The organism is Microbispora corallina (assembly GCF_016863035.1).
Lineage (GTDB): Bacteria > Actinomycetota > Actinomycetes > Streptosporangiales > Streptosporangiaceae > Microbispora > Microbispora corallina.
Window position 1 is genome coordinate 1 of sequence record NZ_BOOC01000007.1, and the last position, 22,368, is coordinate 22,368.

At 74.3% G+C, this 22,368-nt stretch carries 20 protein-coding genes; 10 read left to right on the top strand and 10 right to left on the bottom strand.

What is annotated here, in order from left to right:
- The 3 genes from Mco01_RS10975 to Mco01_RS10985 form a co-directional block, all read right to left on the bottom strand.
- The coding region (locus Mco01_RS10975; protein ID WP_239103512.1) for a HAMP domain-containing protein at nucleotides 1-524 on the bottom strand (524 nt) is incomplete at its 3' end.
- Between the two features lie 109 nt (nucleotides 525-633).
- On the bottom strand, nucleotides 634-1,512 hold the full coding sequence (locus Mco01_RS10980; protein WP_204056788.1) for an STAS domain-containing protein: 879 nt from the start codon (nucleotides 1,510-1,512) through the stop codon (nucleotides 634-636).
- Nucleotides 1,513-1,678: 166 nt separating this feature from the next.
- Nucleotides 1,679-2,905, bottom strand: coding sequence for an MFS transporter (locus Mco01_RS10985; protein ID WP_239103513.1), 1,227 nt, complete (start codon nucleotides 2,903-2,905; stop codon nucleotides 1,679-1,681).
- A gap of 162 nt (nucleotides 2,906-3,067) precedes the next feature.
- Between Mco01_RS10985 and Mco01_RS10990 the strand changes: the two genes are divergently transcribed.
- Both Mco01_RS10990 and Mco01_RS10995 read left to right on the top strand, forming a co-directional pair.
- Nucleotides 3,068-3,853, top strand: coding sequence for a hypothetical protein (locus Mco01_RS10990; protein WP_204056789.1), 786 nt, complete (start codon nucleotides 3,068-3,070; stop codon nucleotides 3,851-3,853).
- Nucleotides 3,840-5,000 (top strand): helix-turn-helix domain-containing protein, encoded by a 1,161-nt coding sequence (locus tag Mco01_RS10995; RefSeq protein ID WP_204056790.1) that lies wholly within the window; start codon nucleotides 3,840-3,842, stop codon nucleotides 4,998-5,000. The genes Mco01_RS10990 and Mco01_RS10995 overlap by 14 nt, the downstream gene beginning before the upstream one ends.
- 19 nt (nucleotides 5,001-5,019) lie before the next feature.
- Here the strand turns inward: Mco01_RS10995 and Mco01_RS11000 are convergent, their stop codons facing one another.
- Nucleotides 5,020-5,493: a DUF6098 family protein gene (locus tag Mco01_RS11000; protein WP_239103514.1), complete on the bottom strand. Its 474-nt coding sequence runs from the start codon at nucleotides 5,491-5,493 to the stop codon at nucleotides 5,020-5,022.
- Between the two features lie 248 nt (nucleotides 5,494-5,741).
- Between Mco01_RS11000 and Mco01_RS11005 the strand changes: the two genes are divergently transcribed.
- A complete protein-coding gene (locus Mco01_RS11005) occupies nucleotides 5,742-6,722 on the top strand; it encodes an alpha/beta hydrolase (RefSeq protein ID WP_239103515.1) in 981 nt (326 codons plus the stop codon).
- An 85-nt stretch (nucleotides 6,723-6,807) separates the two neighbouring features.
- Entirely contained in the window at nucleotides 6,808-8,043 is a 1,236-nt protein-coding gene (locus Mco01_RS11010) for an acyl-CoA dehydrogenase family protein (protein WP_239103516.1), read from the top strand.
- A 108-nt stretch (nucleotides 8,044-8,151) separates the two neighbouring features.
- Here the strand turns inward: Mco01_RS11010 and Mco01_RS11015 are convergent, their stop codons facing one another.
- Complete coding sequence (locus Mco01_RS11015; protein WP_204056791.1) at nucleotides 8,152-8,604, bottom strand: hypothetical protein; 453 nt, start codon at nucleotides 8,602-8,604, stop codon at nucleotides 8,152-8,154.
- 307 nt (nucleotides 8,605-8,911) lie between these two features.
- Nucleotides 8,912-10,069, bottom strand: coding sequence for a helix-turn-helix domain-containing protein (locus Mco01_RS11020; protein WP_204056792.1), 1,158 nt, complete (start codon nucleotides 10,067-10,069; stop codon nucleotides 8,912-8,914).
- 86 nt (nucleotides 10,070-10,155) lie between these two features.
- Here Mco01_RS11020 and Mco01_RS11025 point away from each other — a divergent pair, with 86 nt between their 5' ends.
- From Mco01_RS11025 to Mco01_RS11035, 3 genes are all read left to right on the top strand, one after another.
- Nucleotides 10,156-11,103 (top strand): MBL fold metallo-hydrolase, encoded by a 948-nt coding sequence (locus Mco01_RS11025; protein ID WP_204056793.1) that lies wholly within the window; start codon nucleotides 10,156-10,158, stop codon nucleotides 11,101-11,103.
- A 40-nt stretch (nucleotides 11,104-11,143) separates the two neighbouring features.
- Nucleotides 11,144-12,304 carry a lactate 2-monooxygenase gene (locus tag Mco01_RS11030; RefSeq protein ID WP_204056794.1) on the top strand — a complete coding sequence of 387 codons (1,161 nt, stop codon included), beginning with the start codon at nucleotides 11,144-11,146 and terminating at the stop codon, nucleotides 12,302-12,304.
- Nucleotides 12,305-12,429: 125 nt separating this feature from the next.
- Nucleotides 12,430-14,055 carry a serine/threonine-protein kinase gene (locus Mco01_RS11035; RefSeq protein ID WP_204056795.1) on the top strand — a complete coding sequence of 542 codons (1,626 nt, stop codon included), beginning with the start codon at nucleotides 12,430-12,432 and terminating at the stop codon, nucleotides 14,053-14,055.
- Nucleotides 14,056-14,064: 9 nt separating this feature from the next.
- Here the strand turns inward: Mco01_RS11035 and Mco01_RS11040 are convergent, their stop codons facing one another.
- Together Mco01_RS11040 and Mco01_RS11045 are read right to left on the bottom strand one after the other, a co-directional pair.
- The gene (locus Mco01_RS11040; RefSeq protein ID WP_204056957.1) at nucleotides 14,065-14,571 is read right to left on the bottom strand and encodes a beta galactosidase jelly roll domain-containing protein; all 507 of its coding nucleotides are present in this window, start codon (nucleotides 14,569-14,571) and stop codon (nucleotides 14,065-14,067) included.
- A gap of 3 nt (nucleotides 14,572-14,574) precedes the next feature.
- Nucleotides 14,575-16,965 (bottom strand): beta-galactosidase, encoded by a 2,391-nt coding sequence (locus Mco01_RS11045; protein WP_204056796.1) that lies wholly within the window; start codon nucleotides 16,963-16,965, stop codon nucleotides 14,575-14,577.
- A gap of 168 nt (nucleotides 16,966-17,133) precedes the next feature.
- Between Mco01_RS11045 and Mco01_RS11050 the strand changes: the two genes are divergently transcribed.
- Genes Mco01_RS11050 through Mco01_RS11060 form a run of 3 tightly spaced genes read left to right on the top strand, consistent with a single transcriptional unit; the run spans nucleotide 17,134 to nucleotide 20,469 of the window.
- On the top strand, nucleotides 17,134-18,657 hold the full coding sequence (locus Mco01_RS11050) for a circularly permuted type 2 ATP-grasp protein (protein WP_204056797.1): 1,524 nt from the start codon (nucleotides 17,134-17,136) through the stop codon (nucleotides 18,655-18,657).
- Nucleotides 18,658-18,694: 37 nt separating this feature from the next.
- The gene (locus tag Mco01_RS11055; protein ID WP_239103517.1) at nucleotides 18,695-19,648 is read left to right on the top strand and encodes an alpha-E domain-containing protein; all 954 of its coding nucleotides are present in this window, start codon (nucleotides 18,695-18,697) and stop codon (nucleotides 19,646-19,648) included.
- The gene (locus tag Mco01_RS11060; protein ID WP_204056798.1) at nucleotides 19,633-20,469 is read left to right on the top strand and encodes a transglutaminase family protein; all 837 of its coding nucleotides are present in this window, start codon (nucleotides 19,633-19,635) and stop codon (nucleotides 20,467-20,469) included. Before Mco01_RS11055 ends, Mco01_RS11060 begins: the two co-directional genes overlap by 16 nt.
- Here the strand turns inward: Mco01_RS11060 and Mco01_RS11065 are convergent.
- Together Mco01_RS11065 and Mco01_RS11070 are read right to left on the bottom strand one after the other, a co-directional pair.
- Nucleotides 20,453-21,112, bottom strand: a complete 660-nt coding sequence (locus Mco01_RS11065) for a TetR/AcrR family transcriptional regulator (RefSeq protein WP_204056799.1) — start codon at nucleotides 21,110-21,112, stop codon at nucleotides 20,453-20,455. The genes Mco01_RS11060 and Mco01_RS11065 overlap by 17 nt on opposite strands.
- On the bottom strand, nucleotides 21,112-22,308 hold the full coding sequence (locus Mco01_RS11070) for a cytochrome P450 (RefSeq protein WP_239103518.1): 1,197 nt from the start codon (nucleotides 22,306-22,308) through the stop codon (nucleotides 21,112-21,114). Before Mco01_RS11070 ends, Mco01_RS11065 begins: the two co-directional genes overlap by 1 nt.
- Nucleotides 22,309-22,368 lie beyond the last annotated feature (60 nt).

Below are 22,368 nucleotides of genomic sequence, written 5' to 3' on the forward strand. Positions count from 1 at the left end.
TCGGTGCCGACTTCTCGGGCGACGCGGGTGACCTCGTCGGCGAAGGAGGAGAGCTGGTCGACCATGGTGTTGACGGTGTTCTTCAGCTCCAGGATCTCGCCCCGGGCGTCCACCGTGATCTTCTGCGACAGATCGCCCTGCGCCACGGCCGTGGTGACCTCGGCGATGGACCGCACCTGACTGGTCAGGTTGCCGGCCATCGCGTTCACCGAGTCGGTGAGGTCCTTCCAGGTGCCCGACACGCCGGGCACCTCGGCCTGGCCGCCGAGCTGGCCCTCGGTGCCGACCTCGCGGGCGACGCGGGTCACCTCGGAGGTGAACAGTGAGAGCTGGTCCACCATGCCGTTGAAGACGGTGGCGATCTCCTTCAGCAGCCCGTCGCCCTCTTCGGGCAGCCGGGTGCCGAAGTCGCCGTCGCGCACCGCCGTGAGACCGGCCAGCAGCTGCCGGAGATCAAGTTCAGAGTCACCGTTGGCAGCGGACCGCGCCGACCTGCGCTTGACCGTGCCCGCCCTCTCGACCATGCACACCCTCACGTTCGCTTCAGGGCCAGGAAGAGAAAGCATATAAACCGCGGCGGGCGCCGTCGCCCCCCGCGCCGCCGGTGTGGACGGCGGGCGAGGGCCCGGCTGATCAGGCGTTCGGCGAGGACGAACCGATCAACCTGCGGAAGCCCGCCGCCTTCGCGAGGCGGGCGCGCGCGGCGGTGCGCGGGCCTTCCGGATGAAGGACGTCGACGCCGCTGTGGAGGCGGGCCGGGTTGTGGTGCATCTCCGACAGGTGCAGGCAGGCGTCCATCTGCTCCCGCAGTCCCTCGACCAGGTCGGCGGCCTCCCGCTGGAGCCTTCTCGCCCGCGCCAGCAGGGGGCGGGCGGCCCATTCGGCCGCGTCCCGCGGGACGGGCATGCCCGGCGGCGGGGGATCGGCCCGGCCGCCCGCGCCGACCGGCCGCCACTCCTCCCGCGCGACCGCCTCGTACGGCCCGGCGCCCCGGTGCCGCTCCGGCCCGGCGTACGGCGTCTCGGCTCCCAGGAGGGGCGGCGCGGCGGGGCCGGGCAGCGGGGCCGGCGGCGGGCAGGGCGGGCCCGGGGGCTCCGGGTCCGGCACGGCCGGCTTCGTGACGACGACCCCGCTCGCGGCGGCGGACCCTCCTGGCGTTCCGGTCCTGGTCGCCCGCCGGACCGCCTCCTCCGGGGTGGCGCACAGCGTGATCCGGCCGGGCCACGCCAGAGTGAGCAGCCTCCGGAGCACCGGGGGCGCCGCCGCCACGGACAGGCTTCCTCCCCGCTCCGTCAGCGCCGCGCAGGTGGCGACCAGCAGCCGGCCACCCGCGACGTCGCAGAACGTCAGCCCGGAGGCGTCCACCACGAGGTGCCGGGCCCACGACGAATGCAGGGCGTGGAGCCGGGCGGCGAGCCGATCCGCCGTCGTGTAGTCGAGATCGCCGCTGACCCGGATGACCGCGAGGTGGTCGGCGGGGCGGAACAGCGTGACGCTGACGTTCAGGTCCATGATCGCCGTCCTTCGACGATCGCGGAGGCGCGGGAACCCCCGCTGGTCCTCTCACCCTAGACGACGGCCCCGGCCCGCGACAGGGTGCGACGGCGGCCACGGCACGCTCATGACCAGGATCAGACCGTGCGGGGAGGAGGCGGCCGGTGACCGCCCCGGCGGCCGTTCAGGGGGTGCCGGGGCTCCGGTCTCCTGCGGGGTCCGCACGGCCCGCCGACGGCGCGTGGAGCAGGTGCCGGGCGAGGGCGGTCACGGCGAGCACGGCCACCAGCGCGCAGACGCCGGGCCACCCGAGCACCGTGTAGGCCCGCACCCCGAGCCATGAGCCGGCGCTGCCGCCGAGGAAGGCGCAGGTCATGTACGCCGTGTTCATCCGGCTGCGGGCCTCGGGGCGCAGCGCGAAGATCCGCGCCTGGTTGGCCACCTGCCCGGCCTGGGTGGCGACGTCGAGCAGGAGCATGCCCGCCGCGAGCGCGACCAGGCCGGCCGGGCCGCCCGCCACGCCCGCGAGGAGGACGGCCGCCGCGGCCACCGCGCCGACCGCGCACCACAGGTTGACCTGGTCGGGCCCGTGGCGGTCGGAGCGGCGCCCCGCGGCGGGGGCGCAGACCACGCTGCCGGCGCCGATCAGGGCGAGCAGGCCCACCGCCTGCGCCCCCAGGCCGTACCGCGGGCCGGTCAGGAGGAGGGCGACGCAGGTCCAGGCGGCGGAGAAGCCGGCGAAGATCGTGGCCTGGTAGAGGCAGGAGCGGCGCAGTGCGGGCTCGGTGCGCAGCAGCAGCACCGACGCGGCCAGCAGCGACGGGTACGGCTGCCGCGATGCCGGGGTCGTGACCGGCACCGCGACGGCCGCGACCGCGGTGAGCGCCAGCACGACCGCCGCCGCGACGACGTAGGGCGCGCGCCAGCCCAGCCACTGCCCGACCGTGCCGGAGAACGTGCGCGCCAGCAGGATGCCGGCGATCAGACCGCTCAGCAGCGTGCCGGTCACGGCCCCCCGGCGCTCCGGCGGCACCAGTCCGGCGGCCATGGGGATGATCACCTGCGGGACCACGGTCGTGACGCCCACGGCGGCGCTCGCGGCGACGAGGACGGGCAGCGTGGGCGCGGCGCTCGCCGCCAGCAGCCCGAGGCCGGTGAGCGCGAGCAGCGTGACGATCAGCGGGCGGTGCGGCAGCCGGTCGCCCAGCGGGACCAGCAGGAAGATCCCGGCGGCGTACCCGATCTGGATGGCCGTCACCACCAGCGCCGCCTCGTCGGGCGGCACCCGCAGGCCGGAGGCGATGAGCGGGCTGATGGCCTGGGGGAAGTAGACGTTGGCCACGCTCACCGCGCAGGCCACCGCCAGAAAGAGGATCGTCCGGCGACCCGGGGACGCCTGCCGCGCCGCCACGTTTTCTCCCTATTGGAACCGATTTGACGGATTCCAGACTTTATCAAGCGTGCGGCGCGCCCAGGCGGGCAACATCAACTCCAGCACGACCGGGAGTAGGATGCCCGGAAATGAAGTGCCCGGGGGTGGCCGCGTCCCCGGACGGAAGCGGGAGGGCCGCCGATGGGTGAGGGAACCGGGACGGGGTCGCCTCGGCCGGGCTGGGCCGTCGAGCGCTTCGGCCACCGCGCCGAGTCCGTGCGCCGCCGCCTCGTGGCCGCGCTCGCCGAGGCCGTGGGCAACGCCCAGGACGCCCAGCGGTGGTCGCGCAGCGACAAGCGGTTCCCGTTCGGCCACACCCTCATGACCCGCCGCTACGAGGCGCTGGTCGAGGCGTTCCGCGACGAGCCCGGATTCCGCATGGTCAGGCCGTACGGCTCGCCGCACCACCTGGTGATCCTCGACGGCAACCTGCTGCTCCCGTTCCGGTACGCCGAGGACGACACCACTCCGATCACGGAGGCGCGGGTGGGCGACGGCCGGATCTCGGCCCTGGTCCGGGAGCTGTTCACCCGGTTCGGCCCGGCCGCCTCCTATCTCCAGGAGGAGCTCGACCTGTCGATCGAGGAGCGCGACGACCTCGACCGCCTGCGCCCGGCCCTGGTCCGGCTTCCCGGCGACACCCGCCTCGTCCCGGTCGCGTACGCGGGGAACGCCCACGCCGGGCTGCTGCGGCTCTACTGGGGTGAGGCCGAGCTGCTCGACGACTTCGGCAGGCTCCGCTGGCTGCACCACGAGCAGATCCCGCTCGCCCTGGCGGCGGGCGCGTATCTCGCCGAGGTCGGCGCCGGCGGCGGCCGGTTCGACGACGGCGCGCCGCCCGAGCTGGGCCTGCGCCCGCACACCTCGCGGGTCCCGGACGAGGCGGCGGAGGGGACGGCGGTCGCGGCGGGCGATGAGCGCGCCTGAGCCGCCCGCCCGGCCAGGGACGCCCGGGCCGCAGGCCGTCAGCGACGCTTTCGACCCGGCCCGGCTGACCCAGGCCCGCCACCTGGCCGGCCTGGCCAAGAAGGACCTGGCGGCCAGGATCGGCGTCACGCCGACCGCGGTCGGGCAGTACGAGACCGGGGCGACCCGGCCGAGGCCGGAGCTGATCCCGCGGCTGGCGCGGGCCCTGGCCGTGCCGCCGGCGTTCTTCCTCGCCGGCCGTCCGCACGGCAAGCTCGACGGGTCGATGGCGCACTTCCGCAGCCTGCGCTCGACCCGCGCCTACCAGCGGGCCAAGGCCGTCGCGTTCGCCGAGCAGGTCTGGGAGCTGGCCCACGCCCTGGAACGGCGGGTGCGGCTGCCCCGCGTCGACCTGCCGGGGTTCTCCGGCGGGGAGGCCCATCCCGGTGTCGATCTGCCGCGCGAGCCGGCGCAGGCCGCCCGCGCGCTGCGCCGCCTCTGGGGCGTCGGCGCCGGCCCGCTCGCGCACATCGTCCGCCACATGGAGGCCCACGGGATCATCGTGGTGTTCCCGCCCGCCGACGAGGACGCGGCGACGGTCGACGCCTTCTCCACCTCCCAGCTGCCCCGTCCCGTCGTGGTGCTCACCGCAAACCGGTTCGACGACATCCACCGCTACCGCTTCACGGCCGCGCACGAGCTGGGCCACCTGGTCCTGCACGGCGACATCGCGTCGGGGGACTCCCAGCAGGAGCGGGAGGCCGACGCGTTCGCGGCCGAGCTGCTCACCCCGCGCGACAGCATCCTGCCCGAGCTGCCGGGACGGCTCGACCTGCGCCGGCTGGCCCGGCTGCGCGACGTGTGGGGGGTGTCCGTCGACTCCCTGCTCTACCGCTGCCGGGAGGTCGGCCTGATCTCCGACTCCGCCGCCGGCCGGGCCTACCAGCGCCTGGGCGAGCTGCGCGGCCAGCCGGGATTCGCCCCCGAGCCGATCAGCGGCTATCCGGGGGAGCAGCCCGTCCTGCTCCGGGAGGCGTTCGACCTGGCGGTGGCCGAGACCGGGCTGACCATGGCGGCGCTCGCCGCGCAGTTGGCCTGGCCGGCCGCACGCGTCCGCGAGCTGCTGGGGATGCCCGACCCCCGTCCCGCGCTCCGCATCGTCCCCTGAGGCGGGGTGTCCGCCCGGGTCAGCCGGTGGAGTCGCGGCCGGAGTCGAAGGCCTTCTCGTAGTGCTCGCGCGACTGCTCGATCACGCTCTCGTGGAGCCGGGCCACCGGCTCGACGTCGGCGATCAGCGGCTCGTGGTCCGGGCCCCGGCCGGCCACCCGCCCGGCCAAGACCCAGGCGTGGCGGTCGGGCTCCTCGCCGAGGTGGGTGTACTTGCACACCTGCCGGGCCACCCAGTCGCGCAGCGGGCTGGTCCACCACGGCTCCGCGTCGAGGACGGTCGCCGACAGCCCGGGGAGCCGGTGCCCGCTCTCGTAGTCGACGCTCGGGCGGCCGGCGTCGGCCTCCGGCCCCTTCGAGTACCGCAGGTAGAGCCCGGGCCGCCGGGCCACCAGCTCGGTCAGCTCGTCCAGGCTCCGTACGACCGGCAGGTCGCGGCCGGCCTCCCGTCCGTCCGCGGGCCCGTCCTCCAGCCGCTGCCTCGGGCCGCTCATCGGCGCCCCCTTTCCTCGCTCCCTCGCCTCCTGGACGGACGTACGGGCCGGTCCCGGGACCTGGTCTCACCACCGGGAGCGCCCGTCCGTGAGGGCCACCCTCCCCTGGCGGGGGAGAGGCAAACCGCGGCGGGGCCGCCATCCGGCGGGTGCGGGCCGGGCCATTCGCGCCATCTCGCGGTTGCCGGGTGACCTGCGGCGACGCAGGATCGGAAGCAGCCCGAACGGACGACATCGAGGAGGCCGAGGTGGCGCAGAGCCCCAGCCAGCATCCGAACCTGGACCCCGAGCTGAGGGCGGCCGTCGAACAGGGCGGCCTGATGACGGGCGACCTGTCGACGGTCACCTTCGGGGACCTGCCGGAGATGCGCGCCCAGATGAACGCGGCCCTGGCGGCGATGGCCCCCGCGTTCCCCGCCGGCGTCACGGTCGAGGACAGGAAGGTGCCCGGCCCGGAGGGCGCGCCGGCCGTCCGGGTGCGGATCTACCGGCCGGAGACGCAGGACGGCCCGCTGCCCGCGCTCTACTGGATCCACGGCGGCGGAATGATCATCGGCAGCCCCGAGATCGACGACGCCCGGATGGCCGCGAACGTGCTGGAGATCGGCTGCGTGGTCGTCTCCGTCGACTACCGGCTCGCGCCCGAGCACCCGCACCCCGCGCCGGTCGAGGACTGCTACGCCGGGCTCGTGTGGACCGCGCGGAACGCGGACGACCTCGGCGTCGACCCCGCCAGGATCGCGATCGGGGGAGCCAGCGCGGGAGGCGGCCTCGCGGCCGGGACCGCCCTGCTCGCCCGCGACCGCGGCGGCCCGGCCCTCGCCTTCCAGCTGCTGGTCTGCCCGATGCTCGACGACCGGAACACCACGCCGTCGAGCCGGGAGTTCGCGCAGGCCGTCGTGTGGGACCGGGCGGCCAACCTGTTCGGGTGGTCCGCGCTGCTCGGCGACGCGGCCGGGGGCGAGGACGTGCCGATCTACGCGGCCCCCGCCCGGGCGGGCGACCTGTCCGGACTGCCGCCCGCCTTCGTCGACGTGGGCGAGCTCGAGGTCTTCCGGGACGAGTGCGTGGAGTACGCCCTCCGGCTCGCCCAGGCCGGTGTGTCGACCGAGTTCCACCTGTGGCCGGGCGCCTTCCACGGCTTCGCGGGGATGGTTCCCGGCGCGACGATCAGCAGAAGGGCCTCTGACGCTCAGGTCGCCGCGCTGCGCCGGGCGCTCGTGAAGTGAAGGGACCGGACCGCCGTACCGACGAATGTTCTGGTACGGCGGCCCGTTTGCCCACACAATGGGTGCGAACCGCACCTAAGGGGGCATGATGGCCATCGATTTCACCCTCGCACCCGAGCACGAGGAGATCCGGGCGCGCGTGCGCGCCTTCATCCGGGAGACCGTGATCCCCGCCGTGGAGGAGTTCGAGGGCGAGCGGGAGGCGCCGCGCGAGGAGTACCTGCGCACGATCTTCGGGCTGCGCCGCACGGCGCGCGCCGAGGGACTGTGGCTGCCCCACATGCCCAAGGAGTGGGGCGGGATGGGCCTCGGCCACGTGGAGCTCGCGATGGTGCAGGCCGAGGCGGCCAAGACCCGCCTGGGCCCGTGGATCCTCAACTGCGCCGCCCCCGACGAGGGCAACATGCACACGCTGCTGCACTGGGGCACGGACGAGCAGCGGGAGCGGTACCTGCGGCCGCTGACCGAGGGCGTCGCGACCTCGTGCTTCGCGATGACCGAGCCGGAGGTGGCCGGCTCCGACCCGACCCTGATCCGCACCCGCGCCGTACGGGACGGGGACGAGTGGGTGATCGACGGCCACAAGTGGTTCATCTCGAACGCCCGCCGGGCGACGTTCGCCATCCTCATCGCCCGGACCGAGGACGACGTCCCCGAGGGCGCGCGCGGCGCGACGACGGCCTTCCTGGTCGACCTGCCGCAGGAGGGCTGGAACGACGTCCGCGAGGTCGAGACCATGCACGGCTCGACGGGCCACAGCGAGATCGTCATCAGCGGCCTGCGGGTGCCGGACGGCCAGATCCTCGGCGGGCGGGGCAACGGCCACCGGCTGGGGCAGTACCGGCTCGGCCCGGCCCGGCTCGCCCACTGCATGCGCTGGATCTCCCAGGCCGAGCACGCCCTCGACATGATGGTCGACCGCGCGCTCAACCGGTACAGCCACGGCTCGCTGCTCGCCGAGAAGCAGGGCGTGCAGTGGATGATCGCCGACTCGGCCATGGAGCTGTACCAGTGCAAGCTGATGGTCCTGCACGCCGCTTCCAAGATCGACAGGGGGGAGGACTTCCGCACCGAGGTGTCCATGGCCAAGCACTTCGTGGCGGGCAGCCTCAACCGGATCGTCGACCGGGCGATCCAGGTGCACGGCGCGCTCGGCTACTCGACCGACACCCCGCTGGCCGGCATGTTCCAGCACGCCCGGTGGGCCCGGTTCGCCGACGGGGCCGACGAGATCCACCAGATGCGGATCGCCGAGCGGACGATCGAGGCCTACCGCTCGACCGGCTCCACGAGCTCCGCCACGGGCGGCCTGCCCCTCTGAGTTTTCGATGACCCGCCCCGGACGGCGCCTCCCGTCCGGGGCGAGTGGCAGCGGATCGATCCGCGCCCGCCTTGTCGGCCTGCCCGAGATCAGGCGGCCGCACCGGCACTAGCTCGACGAGCAGCTGGTGAGCCAGGGGCCGGGATAGACCGGCTGAGTACTGCAGTTCAGGGTGAGGCTCACGCTGGTCGCGCCGGAGGGGACGCTGACCCCGCCGTAGCCGGACAGGTCCCATTGGTGCCCCGAACTGCACAGGGCGTAGACGGTGACGGATGTGGTCCCGCTGGGCAGCGTCGCGGTGATTCCGTAGGCATGTGTGGCCGGGATGGCGTACGGGCTGAAGCTGACCGAGCCGCCGGGGCTGGCGTAAACCGATACCTGATAGGGATACCAGTCACTGGTGCTCCCGCTGTAGTTGACGTTCAGGCAGTCCACGGTGGCGTTCAGGACGGTGGTGCCGGCCATGGCGGGTTGCGGCGCGGCCACCAGGCCGAACGCCCCGGTGGCGACGAGCGCTGAACCCAGCGCCAGCGCCCGCCGGGCTGATTTCACAGCGAACATGGGCATCCCTTCTCTCGCCTTCACTATCAGCCACAACGAATTCAGCATCCGGCAGGGTGACCGTCAATGGCCTCCGTTTTCGGCAGGGCCAAAACGTCGGGCCGGCCGGGGATGAGAAAAGAGCGGCGGCTCCCGGCGATCGAATCCGTGACCCGCAAGATTTATCGGGCGGGGCCTGGACGACCGCGACGTTTGCGGAATCCACATCGGAAAATAAATGGGAAACGCAGGCCCGCAGAAGTGACATGCCATTTCGACCGGCACCCGGCCGGCTGAAATATTCAAAAGGAAACTCCGCGAAGACGGCTCAGCGGGTGAGGCGCAGCAGGCGCAGCGCCAGGTGGGCGCGCAGGCGGCCGCCGGGCTCGGCGAGGGAGAAGCCCAGGGCCGCCTCCACCCGGGCGACGCGCGCGGCGAGCGAGCTGTGGTGCAGGTGGGCGGCCGCCGCGGCCCGCCGTACGGTGCCCTCGGCGCACAGCGCCTCCAGCGCCGCGACCAGTTCGCGCCCGTGCGGCCGCTGCTCCAGCGCGCGCAGGGCGCGCACGTCGGGGAGCGCGGCGACCTCCTCCACCGGCACGTGGGCCGCGAACAGCGCGAGCGCGCCCAGGCCGGCCCAGTGGACGACGGGCTCCTCGGGGGCGGCGAAGCGCAGCGCCGTCCGCGCGGCCGCCCACGACTCGGGCGCCGCGAGCCCGGCGACCGCCGACCCGACCCCCACCAGCGTCCCCGGCGGCACCTCGTCCACCCACGACATGGACGGCGCGAGCCCGGCCCGCGCAGGCGTCCCGGGTGCCGCGGCACCGGTTCCGCGGTCTCCCGCCCCGCCGGTCCCCGCGGCCGGCTCGCCGCGGGCCGAGCGTTCGGCGGCGTCGGCGAGGACGGCGGTCACGGTGCCGCCCGGGACGTCCATGGGGGTCTCGCGGACGTGGCGGCCCGCGGCGCGCAGCCAGGCCACGAGCCCGGCGGCCGGACCGGACACCGCGAGCACCCGGACCGGCGCCGCCGCGGGGAAGCCCATCAGCCGCAGCGCCCGGGCCCGCTCGGTCTCCCCGGCCCCCTCGGCCAGGACGAGCTCCACGAGTGCGGGGTCGTTCACGGCCGGCCCCGCGGCCCGTTCCACGGCCACCGCCGCCGCCTCGGCGAACCGCTCCAGCACGATCTCGTCGAGCCCGTGTGCCCGGCCCTCCCGCTCCAGCCACACGCGGCCGCCGGACGGCAGGGGGCGGGCGGCGCCGTTCGCCGGGGGCGCGGACGGGTACTCCACAGAGCCGTCGGCCAGCGCCCGCACGAAGCCGCCCGACCCGTCGGCGAAACCGGCCGGGCACTGCGCCAGGCGGGCCGTGGCCTGCGCCATGCCCCGTACGGTCACGTGGTCGCGGACGAGGGAGTCGAAGTAGGCGATCACGCGCACGGCGCTCTCCGCGTCGGCGTCGAGCCCGGACAGGCGGAGCAGAAGACCCTGCATCAACTCAATGTAAACCCGTGTCCGATACCGTGCCCCTCGCCGGCCGGCGGCCGCGCACGACCACGTCACACCAGGGAGAGGACACGATGACCCCGTACACCCGAGGCCTGCACGAGATCGCGGACGGCGTGTGGGCCTGGCTGCAGCCCGACGGCGGATGGGGCTGGAGCAACGCGGGCCTGGTCGCCGGGCAGGGGGCGAGCCTGCTCGTCGACACGCTGTTCGACCTGGCGCTCACCGGCGAGATGCTCGCCGCGATGAAGCCGGTCACGGACGCGCACCCGATCACCGACGCGGTCAACACGCACGGCAACGGCGACCACTGCTTCGGCAACGCGCTGCTCGACGCCGCCGTGCGGATCCACGGCGCGCCGGAGGTGGCCGAGCGCGCGCACCACGAGTCGCCGGAGGTGATCTCGGCGCTGCTCGCGCTCGACTTCGGGCCGCTGCTCAACGACTACGCCCGCCGGGCCTTCGGGCCGTTCGCCTTCGACGGTGTGCCGCTGCGGACGCCGGACACCCCTGTGCTCGCCGCCACCACCCTCGACGTCGGGGGCCGGCAGGTGCGCCTGCTGCCCCTCGGCCCCGCGCACACGGCCGGCGACGTCGCCGTCCACGTGCCCGAGGTGAACGTGCTGTTCTCGGGCGACCTGCTGTTCGTCGGCGGCACGCCGCTCATGTGGACCGGGCCGGCCCGCAGTTGGATCGACGCCTGCGAGGCCATGATCGCCCTGGAGCCCGAGGTGATCGTCCCGGGGCACGGGCCGGTGACGACGGTCGAGGGCGTCCGCGAGGTGCAGGCGTACCTGCGGCACGTCGGCGACCGGGCGCGTGAGGCGCACGCGGCGGGCAAGACCTGGGAGCAGGCCGCGTTCGAGATGGACCTCGACCGTTTCGCCCGGCTCCCGCTGGCCGAGCGGGTCGTGGTGACCACGTACGCCGAGTACCGCCACCTCGACCCCGCGCTGCCCGAGGCGAACCAGCTGGAGCTGTTCGGCCTGATGGCCAGGTGGGAGTCCGAGCGGAACGGCTGATCTCCACGGCCCTACACTCCGGGTCGGGAGGCGCGAGCACATGGCGAACTGGTCGGACTTCCAGTACGAGATCTACCTGAACGGCCTGACGGGCGCGGTGCCCCGGCTGCCCGCCGACCTGACCCGGCTGGGGGAGATGGCCGAGCGGCGGCTCGGTCCGGGCCCGGTCGGCTACGTCGCGGGCAGCGCGGGCAGCGGCGCGACCGAGCGGGCCAACCGCGAGGCCCTGGACCGGTGGCGGATCGTGCCCCGGATGCTGCGCGACGTCTCCCGGCGCGACCTGTCGGTGGAGGTGCTGGGCCGCGAACTGCCCGCGCCGCTCGCGCTGGCGCCCATCGGCGTGCTGTCGATCATGCACCCGGAGGCCGAGAAGGCGGCGGCCCGGGCCGCCGCGGCGCGCGGTGTGCCGTTCATCCTCTCCTCGGCGTCGAGCACGCCGATGGAGGAGGTCGCGGCGGCCATGGGGGACGCCGAGCGGTGGTTCCAGCTCTACTGGGGCCGGGACCGCGAGGTGACGCGCAGCTTCCTGTCCCGGGCGAAGGCCGCCGGGTTCGGCGTGCTCGTCGTGACCCTCGACACGCCGATGCTGGCCTGGCGGCCGCGCGACCTCGACCAGGCGTACCTGCCCTTCCTGTACGGCGTGGGCACGGCCAACTACTTCACCGACCCGGCGTTCCAGGCCGGTCTCGCCCGTCCCGTCCACGAGGACATGAACGCGGCCGTCCTCCACTTCAGCGCGAACTTCGGCGACCCGGGGAAGACCTGGCCCGACCTGGCCGAGCTGCGCGAGCAGTGGGACGGCCCGATCGTGCTGAAGGGCGTGCTGCACCCCGACGACGCCCGCCGGGCCGCGGACGCGGGGATGGACGGCGTCGTGGTGTCCAACCACGGCGGCCGCCAGGTCAACGGCTCGATCGGCGCGGCCGACGCCCTCCCCGGCGTCGCCGAGGCGGTGGGCGACCGGCTCACCGTGCTGTTCGACAGCGGCATCCGCACCGGCGACGACGTGGTCAAGGCGCTCGCGCTGGGCGCGCGCGCCGTGCTCCTCGGCCGCCCGTACGCGTACGGCCTGGGCCTGGACGGCCAGGCGGGCGTGGAGCACGTCATCCGGTGCCTGCTGGCCGAGACCGACCTCACGCTCGCCCTGTCGGGCTGCTCCGGCCCCGCCGACCTCCACCCGGACCTGCTCGTCCGGGCCTGACCACGCGGATTCCCGCACCGTCACGGTCCGCTTGGACCACCGGGATCCCCGAACCTGAGCCCGTCACCGATCTTCGGCGGGGATACTGGGAGTGCTGACACGTGCCCCCGACCCCCCGGAGAGTCATGCCGGAGCCCCAGCCGCTGGAGCCGGGCGACCCCGTCCGCCTGGGATCCCACCGCATCACCGGACGCATCGGCGAGGGCGGCCAGGGCATCGTCTACCTGGGCGAGTCGGAGGCGGGCGGCCTCGTGGCCGTCAAGCTCTTCCACGCCCGGCTCGGCCAGGACCGGGCGGCCCGCGACGACTTCGCCCGCGAGGCGGACCTCGCCCGCCGCGTCGCCCGATTCTGCACGGCCCAGGTGCTGGAGTCCGGGATGGAGGGCGGCCGGCCGTACATCGTGAGCGAGTACGTCCCGGGCCCGGCGCTCCACCAGGTGGTGGCGGCGGAGGGGCCGCGCTCGGGCAGCGCCCTCGAACGGCTCGCCATCGGCACGGCCACCGCGCTGGTCGCCCTGCACGACGCGGGGGTCGTGCACCGCGACTTCAAGCCGCACAACGTGCTGATCGGCCCGGACGGCCCTCGGGTCATCGACTTCGGGATCGCCCGGGCCCTCGCCGGGACGAGCACGATGACCAGCCAGGTCGTCGGCACCCCCGCCTACATGGCGCCGGAGCAGCTCGTGGCCGGGGAGCTCGGCTTCGCCCTGGACGTCTTCGCCTGGGCCTCCACCGTCGCCTTCGCCGCAACGGGCCGCCCGCCGTTCGGCTCGGACGCGATCCCCGCGATCATCCACCGGATCCTCAACCAGGAGCCCGACCTCGACGGCGTCGAGCCCCCGCTGCGGGACCTGCTGGCGGAGTGCCTCGACAAGGACCCGGCCCGCCGTCCTGCGGCCCGGGACCTCCTCGACCGGCTGGTACGCCTCCGGAGCGACCCGGCCGCCCACCCCGCCGTCCCGGCTCCGGACCCGCCGGAGCCGCCCGCGAGCGTCCCGGCGGGTGCGGGTGCCGCGGGTGCCGCGGGGGTCGCGCCGGGTGGCGCGCCGGGCGACGGTCCGCCGGGGGTGGGGGTCGCGGGCGCCGGGACCGTTCCCGGCGGGCGCCGCCGCCGGGCGCGGGCCGCGGTGGCCGCCGTCGCCGCGGCCGCGGCCGTCACGGCGGTCGTCGCGCTCGCGCTGTGGCCGTCCTGGCACGCCTCGGCCGGAGGGACCGCCGCCGGCACCGCACACACAGCGGCGGACGGCAGGGCGGCGGACGGCACGGCGACCGCGGCCGGCGGCACGCCCACCGCCACGGCGGAGGACTCGCCGCCTCTCACGCCGTCGCCGTCACGCGGGGGAGGGGATCTCACGCCGGTCCCGGCCACCTCGGCCCCCGCGCCCCCGAGGACGGAGCCGGCGGGAGGCGGGCCGACGGCAGCCGGGCCGACTCCGCACAGGCCGCCCACGACCGCCCCGGCCCACGCCGTACGGCCGACCTCCCGGCCCGGGACGCCCACGCCGTCCCCGGCCAGGCGCCTGGTGGAGCTCGGCCCGGGCCACTTCACGGCCTACTGCGTCTCGCTCGGCTGGGAGTGGGTCGAGTACCGGGAGTCGCCGGCGCCGGGGGCCTACTGTGTCAAGCGGAAGGGCGACACCATGTACCTGACGCAGAGCCGCAGGGACGCCGGGTGCCGCTGGCGTTACCACGACCCCCAGGCCTTCCACCGGTTCAAGGGGAAGTCGAACTACTGCTACGCCTACCGCTGACCGTGCGGGTCAGCGACGCGGGTCGTAGCCCGGCGCCGGGACGCCGGACACCGGAACCCCTCCCCTCACGGTGGAGTAGGCGAACAGGCTCACCGGACCGGGCCCGGCCCCGGTCTGCTCCTTGGCGGTGACGGCGAGCGCGAGCGTGTTGTCGCCATGCTCGCGCAGGAGCCCCGCGGGCAGCGGGAACTCCTTCTGCGGGCCGATGTCGCCGCCGTACTGCCCGATGTTCCATCCGTTGAGGTAGATCACCACCCGGTACGCCGGAGGGACGTCGCCGCCGAAGCGAAGCCCGGCCGGCGTGTCCTGGCCCTTGGGCAGGTCGAGCCGGAAGCCGGTGCGGTACCACGTCACCCCCGGTGCGAGCGGCCGCTCCGCCGGGGAGCCGACCGCCGGCCAGGAGCGGTCGGGGTAGCCGGGCAGGTGCCACCCGGTGCGCTCGCCGTACAGGCCGCCCGTGTTGAGCGGGCCCCGGGCGACGTCCGTCAGGTCCTCGCCGCCCTTGGCGCCCCGGATCCTCTACGAGATCGGGGCGGTGGACCCGTCGACCGAGGCGGCGACGAGCCCGCGGGGCTGCTTGAACCGGTTGTCGTCGGCGGTCCAGTCGTCGTTGTGGCCCATGTTCTGCACGAGCACGGCGATCGTGGCGGTCTGCCCAGGCTTCAGCAGGCCGGAGGGGACGGCGAAGTGCCCCGGGCCGGGCGCCGGGTTGGGGCCGTCGGCGTCGGCCTCCACGCCTCCGGCGGCCGCGCCGAGGTAGCGGCCGTTCAGCCACACCAGGTAGTTCCCCCGCTTGCCGGTGATCGCGTTGAGCGACACGCCGGTCTCGGCGCCGGTCGCCGTGAAGCGCCCCCGGTACCACACGTCGCCGTAGTGGAACCCGTAGTCGTCGGCGTACAGGACGGGCGGGGCCGCGGGCTTGAGCGGGCTCTCGGTCGTGGTCCTGTCGGCCGCCTTCCACGCCGAGTCGTCGAAGCCGGGGGCCGCCTCCGGCGACTCGGCGTGGGCACGCCACCCGACGAGCGCGGGCAGGTGGACCTCGCGGGGACCGGGGACCCGCCCGAGCAGGGATCCGCTCGGGGTGCGGCTCACCGGGACGCCGGCACCGCCGACGACGAGCCGGGCGGCGCCGGCCGGACCGAACACCTCGACTTCGCCGGCCTTCGCGGTGTCCGCGGCCAGCCGCACCGTGCCGCCGCTCACCTCGGCGGAGCGGACGAGCGAGGTGCCGCGGACCAGCACCGGCCCGCCGGCGGAGTCGGCGCGCCAGAACTGCGCGGCGGTCGCGTCGGTGCCGAGCAGGAGCAGCAGCGGGCGCCGCCCGCCGCCCGAGACCAGCACTCGGGCCAGGCCGCTGTGCGTGTACTCCAGGCGTAGGTCACCGCCAGGCGAGTAGGAGAAGCGAACGTCGCCGGACAGGACGCGGACCTGCGGGCGGGAGGCGTAGCGCAGAATCGTTGCGCCCGGGGAGCCCTCGGTCCCGTACAGGACGGCGACGTCGCGTCCGCCGATGTACGCGTGCGTCAGGATCTCGGAGCTGGACGCGGCCAGGCGCTGGCCGCCGAGGTCGTAGCCGCCGACCAGCACATGGGCGTCGTGGCCCGCCACCTGGACCGGCAGGGAGTAGGTCCCGTCGGGCAGCGTCCAGGTCAGCGTCGCGGTGTCGGTGGTCGTGGCGGCGCGGTCGGCGTGCCGTACCAGCGCGAACTGGGTGTGCGTCTCGGGGTTGGCCCGCGCCGGCGCCTGTACTGCGGCGTCGTCCGTGACCGGGGCCGTGGCCGGGTCGGTCATCGTGAGCGGGGCGACGGCCTGCAGGAAGTAGCCCTGCCGCTTGAACTCGTCGTACTTGGGGGTGAGCTGACGCGCCTCCGTGATGGCGGCGCCGTAGTCGTAGGAGCTGTAGACGTCGTTGGGCTGGGCCAGCCAGCCCCAGTTGGTGCCGCCGTACCCCATGTAGTAGTTGAACAGCGTCGCGCCGCTGACGAGGAGGTTCGACTTGTAGAAGAACTTCATGAACGCGGGCCCGGTGAGCTCGCGGCACCTGTCGTAGCCGGCGTCGCCGGAGTCGATCGCGCCGCCCTGGTACTCCGCGGCGAAGGCCGGGCTGTCGTCGCGCAGCCGCTCGGTGACGCCCTCGCCCCAGGGGCCCCAGGTCGTCTCCGCGTTGGCGCAGTCGAAGGACTGCGGATAGTCGTCGACGCCGGGGACCTGGACGGCCCCGGGCCCGGTGGCCCAGGTCGAACTCCAGCTTCCCGCGTCGCAGCAGTCGTTCGTCGTGATCGGCACGTCGATGCCGTCCGCGCGGGCCTGGTCCTGGATGTCCTGCATGTACGCGGCGTCGGTGCTGACGGCGTACTCGTTCTCCGCGTTGTAGAGGATCACCGAGCCGCCGTGGCCGACCTGGTGCCGGGCGATGATCGGGTCGATGTGGTGGAGCCAGTCGCGGTAGGCCTCGGTGTAGCCGGGCGCGCTCGTGCGGGCCCGGCCGGGGACGTTCTTCAGCCACGCCGGGAAGCCGCCGCCGGTGGTCTCCGCGTTGATGTACGGCCCCGGGCGGGCGATGACGTACAGCCCGGCCCGCTCCGCCGTCCGGAGGAACCGGTCCACGTCCCGGACGCCCGTGAAGTCGTACACGCCTGGCTTGGGGGAGTGGTAGGCCCAGTCGAAATACACCGAGATCGCGTTGAAGCCCCCCGCCTTGAGCTTCTCCAGGACATCACGCCACAGGTCGGGGCTCGGCAGGCGGAAGTAGTGGACCTCGGCGGACTGGACGAGCACCCGCCGCCCGTCGATCTTCAAGGAGTAGTGGTCGTAGGAGACCTCGGGGGCGGCGTCCGCCCTGGCCCCTCCTTCAAGGGGCAGGAGCAGGAGCGACGCCGCGAGCAGGGCGGCCAGCGCCTTGGGCTTCATCTCGGCCTTCCGGTCGTCAGGAGAACGGGGAGCCTCGATCGATCTTGCGATTAGTTTGACTACCAACCCAACAAACGTCAATCCAAACGGGGGAAGCGGAAGAGTCGGGCCACGGACTTGATACAAAGCTCCGCATCGCCCGAAACATATGGTTCCTACGCTCCGTACATGGCCGACATATTCGATTCATATGCCCTGGCCGACGCGTGGGATGAGATGTTCGAGAGGCCGGGTGTGCCCCGCCCCGCCTACCAGGGCCTGTTCGCCGCCCTGCAACCTCTCGGGGCCGACGAGCTGCGCTACCGGGCCGACCAGCTCGCCCGGGTGTTCACCGACAGGGGTGTGACCTTCGACTACGCCGGCGAGGAGCGCCCGTTCCCCCTCGACCTCATCCCGCGCGTGCTCGACGCGGCCGAATGGGACCTGATCGCCCGGGCCGTACGGCAGCGCGTGCGCACACTGGAGGCGTTCCTCGACGACGTGTACGGCACGCGGCAGGTCTTCCACGACGGCGTGGTGCCCTGGCGGCTGCTGCACTCCTCGCCCCACTTCCACCGCGCGGCGGACGGCATCCCGGCGCGGGTGCGGGTGCACATCGCCGGCATCGACATCATCAGGGACGAGAACGGCGACTTCCGGGTGCTGGAGGACAACGTCCGCACTCCGAGCGGGGTGAGCTACGTCCTGGAGAACCGGCTGGCGATGAGCCGGACGCTGCCCGCGCTGTTCGCCGAGCAGCGGGTGCGGCCGGTGGACGAGTACCCGGGCCGGCTGCTGGGCGCCCTGCGCAAGGCCGCCCCCGACCACGTGACCGACCCGACCGTGGTCGTCCTCACGCCCGGCGTCTACAACGCCGCGTACTTCGAGCACGCCCTGCTGGCCCGCCTGATGGGCGTGGAACTGGTCGAGGGCCGCGACCTGGTCTGCGAGAACAACCGCGTCTACATGGTCACCACGCACGGCAAGCGGCCCGTCCACGTCATCTACCGGAGGGTGGACGACGAGTACCTCGACCCGCTGCACTTCCGCTGGGACTCCACGCTCGGCTGCCCGGGGCTGCTCAACTCGGCCCGCTCGGGCAACGTGACGATCGCCAACGCGGTCGGCAACGGCGTGGCCGACGACAAGCTCATCTACACCTACGTCCCCGACCTCATGAAGTACTACCTGGGCGAGGAGCCCCTGATCGCCAACGTGGAGTCGTACCGGCTGGAGGACCCCGACACGCTGGAGTGGGCGCTGGGCAACCTCGGCGCGCTCGTGCTGAAGCCGGTGGACGGCGCCGGCGGCAAAGGCATCGTGATCGGCCCCCGGGCGCCGGAGGAGACGCTGGCGTCGCTGGCCGAGGCCGTGCGGGCCGACCCGCGGGGATGGGTGGCGCAGCGCCCGGTGGCGCTGTCGACCTCGCCCAGCCTCATCGGCGACCGGCCGCGGCCGCGCCACATCGACCTGCGGCCGTTCGCCGTGAACGACGGGGACGACGTGTGGCTGCTGCCCGGCGGGCTCACCCGCGTCGCCCTGCCCGAGGGCGAGCTGGTGGTCAACTCCAGCCAGGGCGGCGGCTCGAAGGACACCTGGGTGCTGCCCGACGAGCCGGCCCGGCCCGGGCCGGCCCCCGCGCTCGCCGGGGCCGCGCCCCCGGCGCACTGGGAGCCGAGCCGCAGCGCGGCCTGGGACGCCGAGCAGCAGTGACGCGAAGCAGCAGCCGGGCAGCGACGGGAGGGGCGCGATGACGAGGGAACTGCTCAGCCGGATCGCCGAGACGTTGTACTGGATCGGCCGGTACGTCGAGCGAGCCGACGACATCGCCCGCCTCCTCGATGTGGCGCTGCGGCGGGCGCTGGCGGGCGAGGAGGACGGCACGGCCGTGTTCGCGATCCTCGGGCACAAAGGCGCCGGGCCGCAGACGGCCGAGACCATGGTCGGGCGCCTGGCGTACGACGCAACCGACCCCGGCTCGATCTCCGGCTGCGTCCGCGCGGCCAGGGAGAACGCGCGGGGCGTGCGGGAGATCATCTCCAGCGAGACGTGGGAGTGCCTCAACGTCACGTGGAACGAGCTGCCCGCGATGCGCGCCGCGGCCGAACGGCTGGGCCCGCACCACTATCTGCGGTACGTCCGCGAGCGGTCGGCGATGTTCTTCGGCCTGGCCGACGGGACGATGAGCAGGGACGACGGCTGGCGGTTCATCGTGCTCGGCCGCAGCCTGGAGCGGGCCGACATGACCTCGCGGCTGCTTGCCGTCTACCACGCGTCCGTCTCCGGGCCGCCCTCGCCGGCCTCCCCGACGTGGCGGCTGCTGCTGGAGGCGTGCGGGGCCGACGAGTCGTTCACCCGGACCCACCGGGGCGACCGGAGCAAGGTGCTGGAGTTCCTGCTGCTGGACCGGCTGTTTCCCCGGTCGGTCATGCACGCGCTGGCCACGGCCGAGCAGTGCCTCGCGGAGCTGGCCCCCCACCACGGCCGGGCGGGGATGGCCGACGCCGCGCGGGCCGCGATCGGCCGCGTGCGGATGACGCTGGAGTACGCCGACACCGCCTCGCTGCCGGAGCAGCTGCCCGGGCTGCTGGCCGCGCTCCAGGAGGCGGGCGAGGCCGCCACGCTCGCGATCACCGACCGGTTCTTCCAGCACACCGCCCCCGCCGGCTGGGTGAGAGGAGGCTCCTCGTGGGCTGGCGTGTGAAGATCGTCCATGTCACCCGCTTCGACTACGACGGCTCGGCCGCGGCGTCGTTCAACGAGGTGCGGATGTCCCCCCTCGACGACCGCTTCCAGACCACCCTGGACCGGCGGCTCCTCGTCCGGCCCGCCACGCCCGTCTGGTCGTACACGGACCACTGGGGGACGCTGGTGAGCGTCTTCGACGTGCCGAAGCCGCACGGGTCGCTCACGATCGAGGCGGTCAGCCGGGTGGAGACGTCCCCGCCGCCGCCCCTCGCCCCTCCGCTCGGCTGGGACGAGCTGCGCACGGTCGACGGGCCGGTGGCGGAGATGCGGCGGTCCACGCCGTACACGACGATCTCGGAGGAGCTGGCGGGCGGGGCGCGGGAGCGGGCGGCCGGACGCGACCCGCACGAGGCGGCCGAGGCCATCGCGTGGGGCGTCAACGAGGAGGTCGCGTACGTCCCGGGGGCGACCGGGGTGAGCACGAGCGCGCAGGAGGCCTGGGAGCACGGCAAGGGCGTCTGCCAGGACATGGCCCACCTCACGGTGGCGCTGCTGCGGGCGGCCGGCATCCCCGCCCGGTACGTGTCGGGCTACCTCCACCCGCAGCGGGACGCGGCCGTCGGCGAGCCGGTGGTCGGGCAGAGCCACGCGTGGGTCGAGTACTGGACGGGCGAGTGGAACCCCCTCGACCCCACCAACAGGACGAGGGCGGGCGAGGGGTACGTCGTGGTGGCCCGGGGCCGCGACTACGCCGACGTGCCGCCGATCAAGGGTGTGTACCAGGGACCGCCCACCGGCCACCAGGAGGTGAGCGTCGAGGTCACCCGCCTCGCCTGACGGGCGATGCGCGCCCCGCTGCCGGGTCCACGGCGAGCGGCCGGGTGAGGCGGGGCAGCGGCTGGGCGGAGGGGCGGGTGCCGGCGAGCAGCAGCGCGAGGTAGCGGCGCCGGTCGTCGCGGCCCGGGTCGCCGCCCCGCGCGGTGGCCAGCGCCATCACGACGATGGCGGCCAGGTCGCGCACGACGAGGTCGCCGCGCACCTGACCGGCGCGTTGCGCAGCCGCCAGCACCTCGCCGAGAGGACCCATGAAGCGCTCGGCGATGTCCACGCTCAGCGCGCCCGACTCCTTGGCGGCCGCGAGCAGCACGCGGTGCGCGGCCAGCGTGTCGACGGCGGCCGTCAGCGCCCGGACCAGGCCGCGGAACGGGTCGCGCTCCTCCGGCGCGGCGAGCGCGAGCGGCTCGACCTCCTCGGCGAAGTACGTCTGGAAGGCCGTGCGGACGAGGCCGTCCCGGTCGCCGAACCGGCGGTAGACCGTGGCGATCCCGACCCCGGCGCGCCGCGCGATCTCCTCCAGCGGGACGGCGATCCCGGCGTCCTCGAACGCCTCGATCGCCGCCCGCACGATGCGGTCGGAGTTGCGCCGCGCGTCCGCGCGTCCGCACGGCGCCTCCGTCCGCGGCCCGTCGGCGGGGCGCACTACCACTCCACGGGCAGGGCGGCCAGGCCGTAGACGATGGTGAAGGAGCGGAAGTCGGGCTCGGCGCCGGTGGTCCTGAGCGTGGGGAAGCGCCGCAGCAGCGCGGGGAACGCGATCCGCATCTCCATCCGGGCGAGCGGCGCGCCCAGGCAGTGGTGGACGCCGTGCCCGAAGGCGACATGGCCGGCCGCGTCCCTGGTCAGGTCGAGGGTCTCCGGGTCGGTCACCAGGTTGGGGTCGCGGTTGGCGGCCGGCAGCGCGCACACCACGACCTCGCCCGGCCCGATCCGCTGCCCGCCGATCGTCACCTCGGTCGTGGTGATCTTCGCGGTGCCGCTGTGCACGATGCTGAGCCAGCGGAGCATCTCCTCCACCGCGCCGTCCACCCGCTCCGGCTCGTCGCGCATGAGCTTGAGCTGACCGGGGTTGCGCAGCAGGGCGAGCGTGCCGAGGGCGAGCATGTTCGAGGTGGTCTCGTGGCCGGCGAGCAGCAGCAGGGTGCCGATCCCGCTGAGCTCGGCGTCGGTCAGCTCGTCGCCGTGCTCGCGCACCAGCATGCCGAGGAGCGCGTCGTCCGGCTCCGCCCGCTTCCGGCCGACCAGCTCCTCCATGTACGCCCGGGACTCCAGCTGGACCGCCCGGCGCTCGTCGAGCGGCACCGACAGGTCCAGCATCCGCCGCGTGCGGTGCTGGAAGCCGTCCCTGTCCTCGTACGGCACGCCGAGCAGCTCGCAGATGACCAGCGAGGGGATCGGCAGCGCGAACGACGTCACGAGGTCGGCGGGCGGGCCCTGGCGCTCCATCGCGTCGAGGTGGTCGTCGACGATCTCGCGGATGCGCGGCTCCAGGCGTCGCATCCGGCGGACGGTGAACTCCCCGGTCAGCATCCGGCGCAGGCGGGTGTGCTCGGGCGGGTCCCAGGAGAGCAGGTTGCCGGCCCGCAGGTAGGCGAGCTCGGCGTCGCTCATCGGCGGCGCGGCCGGGCCGCGGAACGCGAGCGGCCCGGCGATGGGGAACCGCTGGGGGTCGCTCAGCACCTCGCGGACGTCGGCGTACCGCGACACCACCCAGACGTCCACGCCCAGGAACGTCTTGGTCCTCGTGACCCCGCCCTCGTCCCGCAGCCGGGCGAGCTCGGGATCGGGGTCGAACTCCCGCCGCCGCATGTAGATCGGTGGCGCCGTGGTCTCGCTCACGCAACCTCCCGGTTGACCCGGTGTCGGACGTGCCTGACGAAACGATAGTAACCTATCGCT

Bases quoted from the DNA above. Each gene is read 5' to 3' on its own strand.
- Mco01_RS11050 (WP_204056797.1), top strand. From the start codon at position 17,134: ATGGCCGACATATTCGATTCATATGCCCTGGCCGACGCGTGGGATGAG.
- Mco01_RS11015 (WP_204056791.1), bottom strand. From the start codon at position 8,604: ATGTTCGCTGTGAAATCAGCCCGGCGGGCGCTGGCGCTGGGTTCAGCG.
- Mco01_RS11010 (WP_239103516.1), top strand. From the start codon at position 6,808: ATGATGGCCATCGATTTCACCCTCGCACCCGAGCACGAGGAGATCCGG.
- Mco01_RS11055 (WP_239103517.1), top strand. From the start codon at position 18,695: ATGACGAGGGAACTGCTCAGCCGGATCGCCGAGACGTTGTACTGGATC.
- Mco01_RS10990 (WP_204056789.1), top strand. From the start codon at position 3,068: ATGGGTGAGGGAACCGGGACGGGGTCGCCTCGGCCGGGCTGGGCCGTC.
- Mco01_RS10995 (WP_204056790.1), top strand. From the start codon at position 3,840: ATGAGCGCGCCTGAGCCGCCCGCCCGGCCAGGGACGCCCGGGCCGCAG.
- Mco01_RS11025 (WP_204056793.1), top strand. From the start codon at position 10,156: ATGACCCCGTACACCCGAGGCCTGCACGAGATCGCGGACGGCGTGTGG.
- Mco01_RS11035 (WP_204056795.1), top strand. From the start codon at position 12,430: ATGCCGGAGCCCCAGCCGCTGGAGCCGGGCGACCCCGTCCGCCTGGGA.
- Mco01_RS11030 (WP_204056794.1), top strand. From the start codon at position 11,144: ATGGCGAACTGGTCGGACTTCCAGTACGAGATCTACCTGAACGGCCTG.
- Mco01_RS10980 (WP_204056788.1), bottom strand. From the start codon at position 1,512: ATGGACCTGAACGTCAGCGTCACGCTGTTCCGCCCCGCCGACCACCTC.
- Mco01_RS11020 (WP_204056792.1), bottom strand. From the start codon at position 10,069: ATGCAGGGTCTTCTGCTCCGCCTGTCCGGGCTCGACGCCGACGCGGAG.
- Mco01_RS11045 (WP_204056796.1), bottom strand. From the start codon at position 16,965: ATGAAGCCCAAGGCGCTGGCCGCCCTGCTCGCGGCGTCGCTCCTGCTC.
- Mco01_RS11000 (WP_239103514.1), bottom strand. From the start codon at position 5,493: ATGAGCGGCCCGAGGCAGCGGCTGGAGGACGGGCCCGCGGACGGACGG.